Annotated in this window: 3 protein-coding genes and 1 pseudogene; all 4 read left to right on the top strand. The window is 69.3% G+C overall.

The genetic code is table 11. From position 1 onward, the window contains the following. Positions 1–284: pseudogene (locus tag GX543_RS03475) on the top strand (hypothetical protein); the annotation flags it as partial. Between the two features lie 70 nt (positions 285–354). Then, complete coding sequence (locus tag GX543_RS03470) at positions 355–915, top strand: copper chaperone PCu(A)C (RefSeq protein ID WP_290849809.1); 561 nt, start codon at positions 355–357, stop codon at positions 913–915. Beyond that, a complete protein-coding gene (locus tag GX543_RS03465; RefSeq protein WP_290849808.1) occupies positions 912–2,138 on the top strand; it encodes a Dyp-type peroxidase in 1,227 nt (408 codons plus the stop codon). The genes GX543_RS03470 and GX543_RS03465 overlap by 4 nt, the downstream gene beginning before the upstream one ends. A gap of 24 nt (positions 2,139–2,162) precedes the next feature. Continuing rightward, the coding region (mfd, locus tag GX543_RS03460; protein WP_290849807.1) for a transcription-repair coupling factor at positions 2,163–5,675 on the top strand (3,513 nt) is incomplete at its 3' end.

The following is a 5,675-nucleotide window of genomic DNA, read 5'->3' as shown; positions in this document are numbered from 1 at the left end:
TGATGGACGCCCACGGTGCGCACGGCGCGTCGCTGGTGCCCGGACCCGTCATGCTGATGTGGCACGTTCTCGCGATCCCCGCGGCCGCCGCGATGCTGTTCGCCGCCGAGCGGCTCAATCGCACGTGCGGTGACGGTGTCGCGCGCGTCTGGCGCATCATCACCGCGCCGGTACTGGGGAATGTCTTCGTGATGGTCGCAGCGGGCGACCATTCTCTTCTCACGCTGCGGCCGTCGCCGATGGTTGCCGCCGCGGGGGTCCGCGGCCCGCCCGTGCAGGTCTGATCTCTCCTTTCCTTCTCCGGCGCCCACTGCGGCGTCGGTTCACCAGACCTTGCATGAAAGCAGTTCACTCATGGCAATTCGCCGTATCTCCGCACGTCGCCTCACCCGTTCCGCCGCAGTCGCGGCCGCCGCACTCCTGACGGTCACCGCCCTCGCCGCCTGCGGCAGCGACGACGCCTCCTCGTCCGACGCTGACGCCGTCACCATCTCCGATCAGTGGGTCAAGGCCGCCGACTCGGGGATGACCGCCGCGTTCGGCAAGCTCCACAACTCCGCAGACCGTGACATCCGCGTCGTGTCCGCGCACACCGACGACGCCGGGTCCACCGAGATGCACGAGGTGGTCGACAACGGCACCGGCGGCACCACCATGCGTCAGAAGGACGGCGGCTTCGTGATCCCGGCCAAGGGCGAGATCGACCTGGTTCCCGGCGGTGAGCACTTCATGCTGATGCAGCTGAAGAAGCCGATCACCACCGGGCAGAACGTCGCCTTCAGCATCCGCTTCGAGGACGGCAGCACCATGAAGTTCGACGCCCTCGCCCGTGACTTCGACGGCAACCAGGAGAACTACGCGCCCGGTGAGCACGGTGGCGACGACATGCCCGACCACTCCGGTTCGCACCAGTGACCGAGCCTAGAAAAGCCGGCGTCTCCCGGCGAGCGTTGCTCGCCGGGGGCGCAGGCCTCGCCGGAATCGGCATCGGCGCGGCCGCCGTCGGAGTGGGACGAGAACTCGTCGTCACCGAGCAAGCGGCCGGGGTGGGCACGGTGCCGTTCTACGGGACGCATCAGGCAGGCATCGTCACTCCCGCGCAGTCGCACGCGCAGTACATCGGCCTGGACCTCGTGGATCCCACCAACGTCCGAGCTCTGGCCGGCGTCCTCAACCTGTGGACCCAGGACGCCTCGCGTCTCACCCAGGCCCGACCGAGCCTCTCGGACACCGAACCGGAACTGGCCACGCTACCCAGCAACCTGACGGTGACCGTCGGCGTCGGCGACCGGATCTTCCGTGCGCCGTCACTCGCGCCGCTGCGGCCGTCGTGGCTGACACCGCTGCCCGCGTTCTCGATCGACAAGCTCGATCCGCGCTGGGGGCAGACCGATCTGGTGCTGCACGTCGGGTCCGACGACCCGATGTCGCTGGCGCACGCGGCCCGGATGCTGACCGCCTCCGTGCGGCGCAGCGTCCGCGTGCGCTGGGTGCAGCGCGGTTTCCGCAACAGTCCCGGCATGGCGCCGGGAACCATGCGGAACCTGTTCGGACAGGTCGACGGCACGGTGCAGCCGGCCTCCGGCAACTTCGACACGCTGCTGTGGGACGACGGCCACGACCAGCCGTGGATGGCGGGCGGCACCAGCCTGGTGCTGCGACGCATCGCCATGCACATGGACACCTGGGAATCGGTGGATCGTCGCGGACGAGAGCTCTCGACCGGACGCACCCTCGACACCGGCGCTCCGCTCACCGGCTCCGATGAGTTCGACGACCCCGACTTCACCGCGACGCGCGGCGGCATCCCGGTGATCCCGGCGTCGTCGCACATCGCGCGGTCGCACCGGCGCAACGACTACGAGCAGTTTCTGCGGCGGTCCTACAACTACGACGACGCTCCCGAAGCGGGTTCGCCGGACACCTCGAACAGCGGCCTGATCTTTGCCGCTTACCAGCGGGATCCGGTGCGGCAGTACCTCCCGGTGCAGCAGCGGCTGGCCGACCACGACGACCTCAACGAGTGGACGACGCCGATCGGCTCGTCGGTGTACGCGATGCTGCCCGGGGCCAGTGAGTCGAGGGCCCTCGGGGCGTCGTTGTTCGCGGCGGCGGGCATCGGCGGCGGAGGACAGTAGGAAGGCAGGACGCGGCAGTGAGCGATGTCGGAAGGCGACACTAGACTCTCTATAGTGTCGACTTCTTCTGCGCCGCGACCGTCGTTGTCCGGGCTGGCCCCTTTCGCATTCGGTGACGCCGCTTTCGGTCTGATCAGGGAGCGCGCAGGGCAGGCGCGACTGGACATCACGGTCACCGACGCCGCGCGACCGCTGGTAGTCGCGCAACTCGCGACGATCGCCGAAGCTCCGGTGCTGGTGGTGACGGCCAACGGCCGCGAGGCCGACGACCTGACCACCGAGCTCACCGAGTTCCTGGCGCCGGGTCCCAACGGGACGCCCGTGGTGGCGCAGTTCCCGTCGTGGGAGACGCTGCCGCACGAACGTCTCTCGCCGAGCGCCGACACCGTCGGCGCTCGGCTGGCGGTGCTCAGCCGACTGGCCGATTCCACCGTGGCGCCGCTGCGGGTGGTGGTGGCGACCGTCCGCTCGCTGGTGCAGCCGATGGCACCCGGCCTGGGCGCGCTGCGCGCGGTGACGCTCACCGAGGGTGTGGAAGCCGACTTCGACCACCTCATCGAGCAGTTGGTCGAGATGGCGTACGAGCGCGTCGACATGGTCGGTCGCCGCGGCGAGTTCGCCGTCCGCGGCGGCATCCTCGACGTGTTTCCGACCACCGCGGAATTCCCCGTGCGCATCGAGTTCTGGGGCGACGAGATCACCGACATCCGGGCGTTCTCCGTCGCCGATCAGCGGACGCAACCGGAGATCGACGTGTCGGTGGTCCAGATCCACCCGTGCCGCGAACTGGTGCTGACCACCGAGGTCCGCGGGCGCGCCGCCGAGCTGGCCGAGACCACCGACGACGAGACGCTGCGCGAGATGCTTGCCAAGCTCGCCGAGGGCATTCCCGTCGAAGGCATGGAAGCGCTGATCCCGGCGCTGGTGGACGGTCAGATGCAGATGCTGACCGAGGTGATGCCAGTAGGCACGCGCGTGCTGGTGCTGGATCCGGAGAAGGTCCGCACCCGCGCCGTCGACCTTGCCCGCACCGGTGAGGAGTTCCTTGAGGCCTCGTGGAATGCGGCCGCGCTCGGGGCCGCGGCACCCGTCGCCGCGGGCGAGTCGTCGATCGACCTCTCGGCGAGCGCCTATCGCGGGGTGGATGCCGTCGAACGACAGGCGCTGGAGGCCGGGCGGTCGTGGTGGACCGTCAGCCCGCTCTCGACCGGATCGGGCGAGGAGTTGGAACTCGACCTGCAGGCCGGCCCGGCACCGCACGGCGACCCCACCGAACTCGCCGAGCTGATGACGTCGCTGCGGGCGCAGGTCGCCTCCGGCGGCAAGGCCGCGCTGGTGGCGGCCGGTCGCGGAATCGCTGCGCGCTTCGTCGAACGCCTCGGCGAGGCTGACGTGCCCGCACGTCTGATGGAACCCGGCGAGGAACTGCCCGACGGTGCGGTCGGCGTGTACCACGCCACCCTGCGGCGCGGGCTGGTGCTGCCGTCGGCCGGACTGGTGATCGCCACCGAAGCCGACGTGACCGGGGCCCGCGTGGTCGGTGCCAAGGATGGTCGTCGCCTGCCCGCCAAGCGTCGCAATCAGGTGGATCCGTTGGCGCTGAGCGCGGGCGACATGGTGGTCCACGACCAGCACGGCATCGGCAAGTTCGTCGAGATGATCGAGCGCACCATCTCCGGCGCCCGCCGCGAGTACCTGGTGATCGAGTACGCGCCCGGCAAACGGGGCCAGCCCGGCGACCGCCTCTACGTGCCGATGGACTCGCTCGATCAGCTCTCGCGCTATGTCGGCGGCGAGGCGCCCAGCCTGTCGAAGCTGGGCGGCTCCGACTGGGCCAACACCAAGACCAAGGCGCGCAAGGCGGTCCGTGAGATCGCCGGCGAACTGGTGCAGTTGTACGCCGCGCGGCACGCCGCACCCGGCTTCGCGTTCAGCCAGGACACCCCGTGGCAGCGCGAGATGGAAGACGCGTTCGACTACACCGAGACCATGGACCAGATGACCGTGATCGGCGAGGTCAAGGCCGACATGGAGAAGCCGATCCCGATGGACCGCGTGGTCGTCGGCGACGTCGGCTACGGCAAGACCGAGATCGCCGTGCGCGCCGCGTTCAAGGCGGTGCAGGACGGCAAGCAGGTGGCGGTGCTGGTGCCGACGACGATCCTCGCCCGTCAGCATCTGCAGACGTTCACCGAACGCGTCGACGGCTTCCCGGTCACGGTCCGCGGCCTGTCGCGCTTCACCGATCCCGCGGAGTCCAAGGAGATCCTGGCGCAGATGGCCTCGGGCGAGGTCGACATCGTCATCGGCACGCACCGCCTGCTGCAGACCGGCGTTCGCTGGAAGGACCTCGGGCTGGTGATCGTCGACGAGGAGCAGCGTTTCGGCGTCGAGCACAAGGAGCACATCAAGGCGCTCCGCACGCACGTCGACGTGCTCACCATGTCGGCGACGCCGATTCCGCGAACGCTGGAGATGTCGATGGCGGGCATCCGCGAGATGTCGACCATCCTGACCCCGCCTGAAGAGCGGCATCCCGTCCTCACCTACGTCGGCGCGTACCAGGAGAAGCAGGTGGCCGCCGCGATCCGCCGCGAGCTGCTGCGCGACGGCCAGGTGTTCTTTGTCCACAACCGGGTCTCGAGCATCGACAAGATGGCCAAGCAGATCGCGAACATGGTGCCGGAGGCGCGCGTGGTGGTCGCGCACGGGCAGATGGGGGAGGAGCAGCTCGAACGCACCGTCCAGGGATTCTGGGATCGGGAGTACGACGTGCTGGTCTGTACCACCATCATCGAGACCGGCCTGGACATCTCGAACGCGAACACGTTGATCGTCGACCGCGCCGAGAACTTCGGGCTGTCGCAGCTGCACCAGCTGCGCGGTCGTGTGGGTCGTAGCCGCGAGCGCGGCTACGCGTACCTGCTGTACAGCCCGGACAAGCCGCTCACCGAGACCGCGTACGACCGACTGGCGACCATCGCGCAGAACAACGAACTCGGTGCAGGCATGGCCGTCGCGCTCAAGGACCTGGAGTTGCGCGGCGCGGGCAATGTGCTCGGCGCCGAGCAGTCCGGACACGTCGCCGGCGTCGGCTTCGACCTGTACGTCCGCCTGGTCGGCGAGGCGGTCGAGGCGTATCGCGCCGCAGCCGACGGGAAGCCGATCGCCACCGAGGAGAATGCGGAAGTTCGCATCGACCTCCCCGTCGACGCGCACATCCCGGTCGAGTACGTCGAGGCCGACCGCCTGCGCCTCGAGGCGTACCGCAAGCTCGCCTCCGCGACCAGCGACGACGACGTCGACGAGGTGATGACCGAGTTGGTGGACCGCTACGGTGAGCCGCCGGTGCAGACTCAGCGGCTGGCGGCGATCGCTCGCCTGCGGCTGCGCTGCCGCGAGCGCGGCGTCACCGAGATCGGGGTGGCTGGGCAGTCGATTCGCATCGCCCCGCTGCTGTTGCTCGACAGCCAGCAGGTGCGCCTGGCCCGGATGTACTCCTCGGCCAGCTACCGCGCCGCGACGCACATGGTGACC

This window comes from Gordonia sp. (in: high G+C Gram-positive bacteria) (assembly GCF_012515855.1).
Lineage (GTDB): Bacteria > Actinomycetota > Actinomycetes > Mycobacteriales > Mycobacteriaceae > Gordonia.
This window is presented reverse-complemented; position numbering and strand designations above follow the sequence as displayed.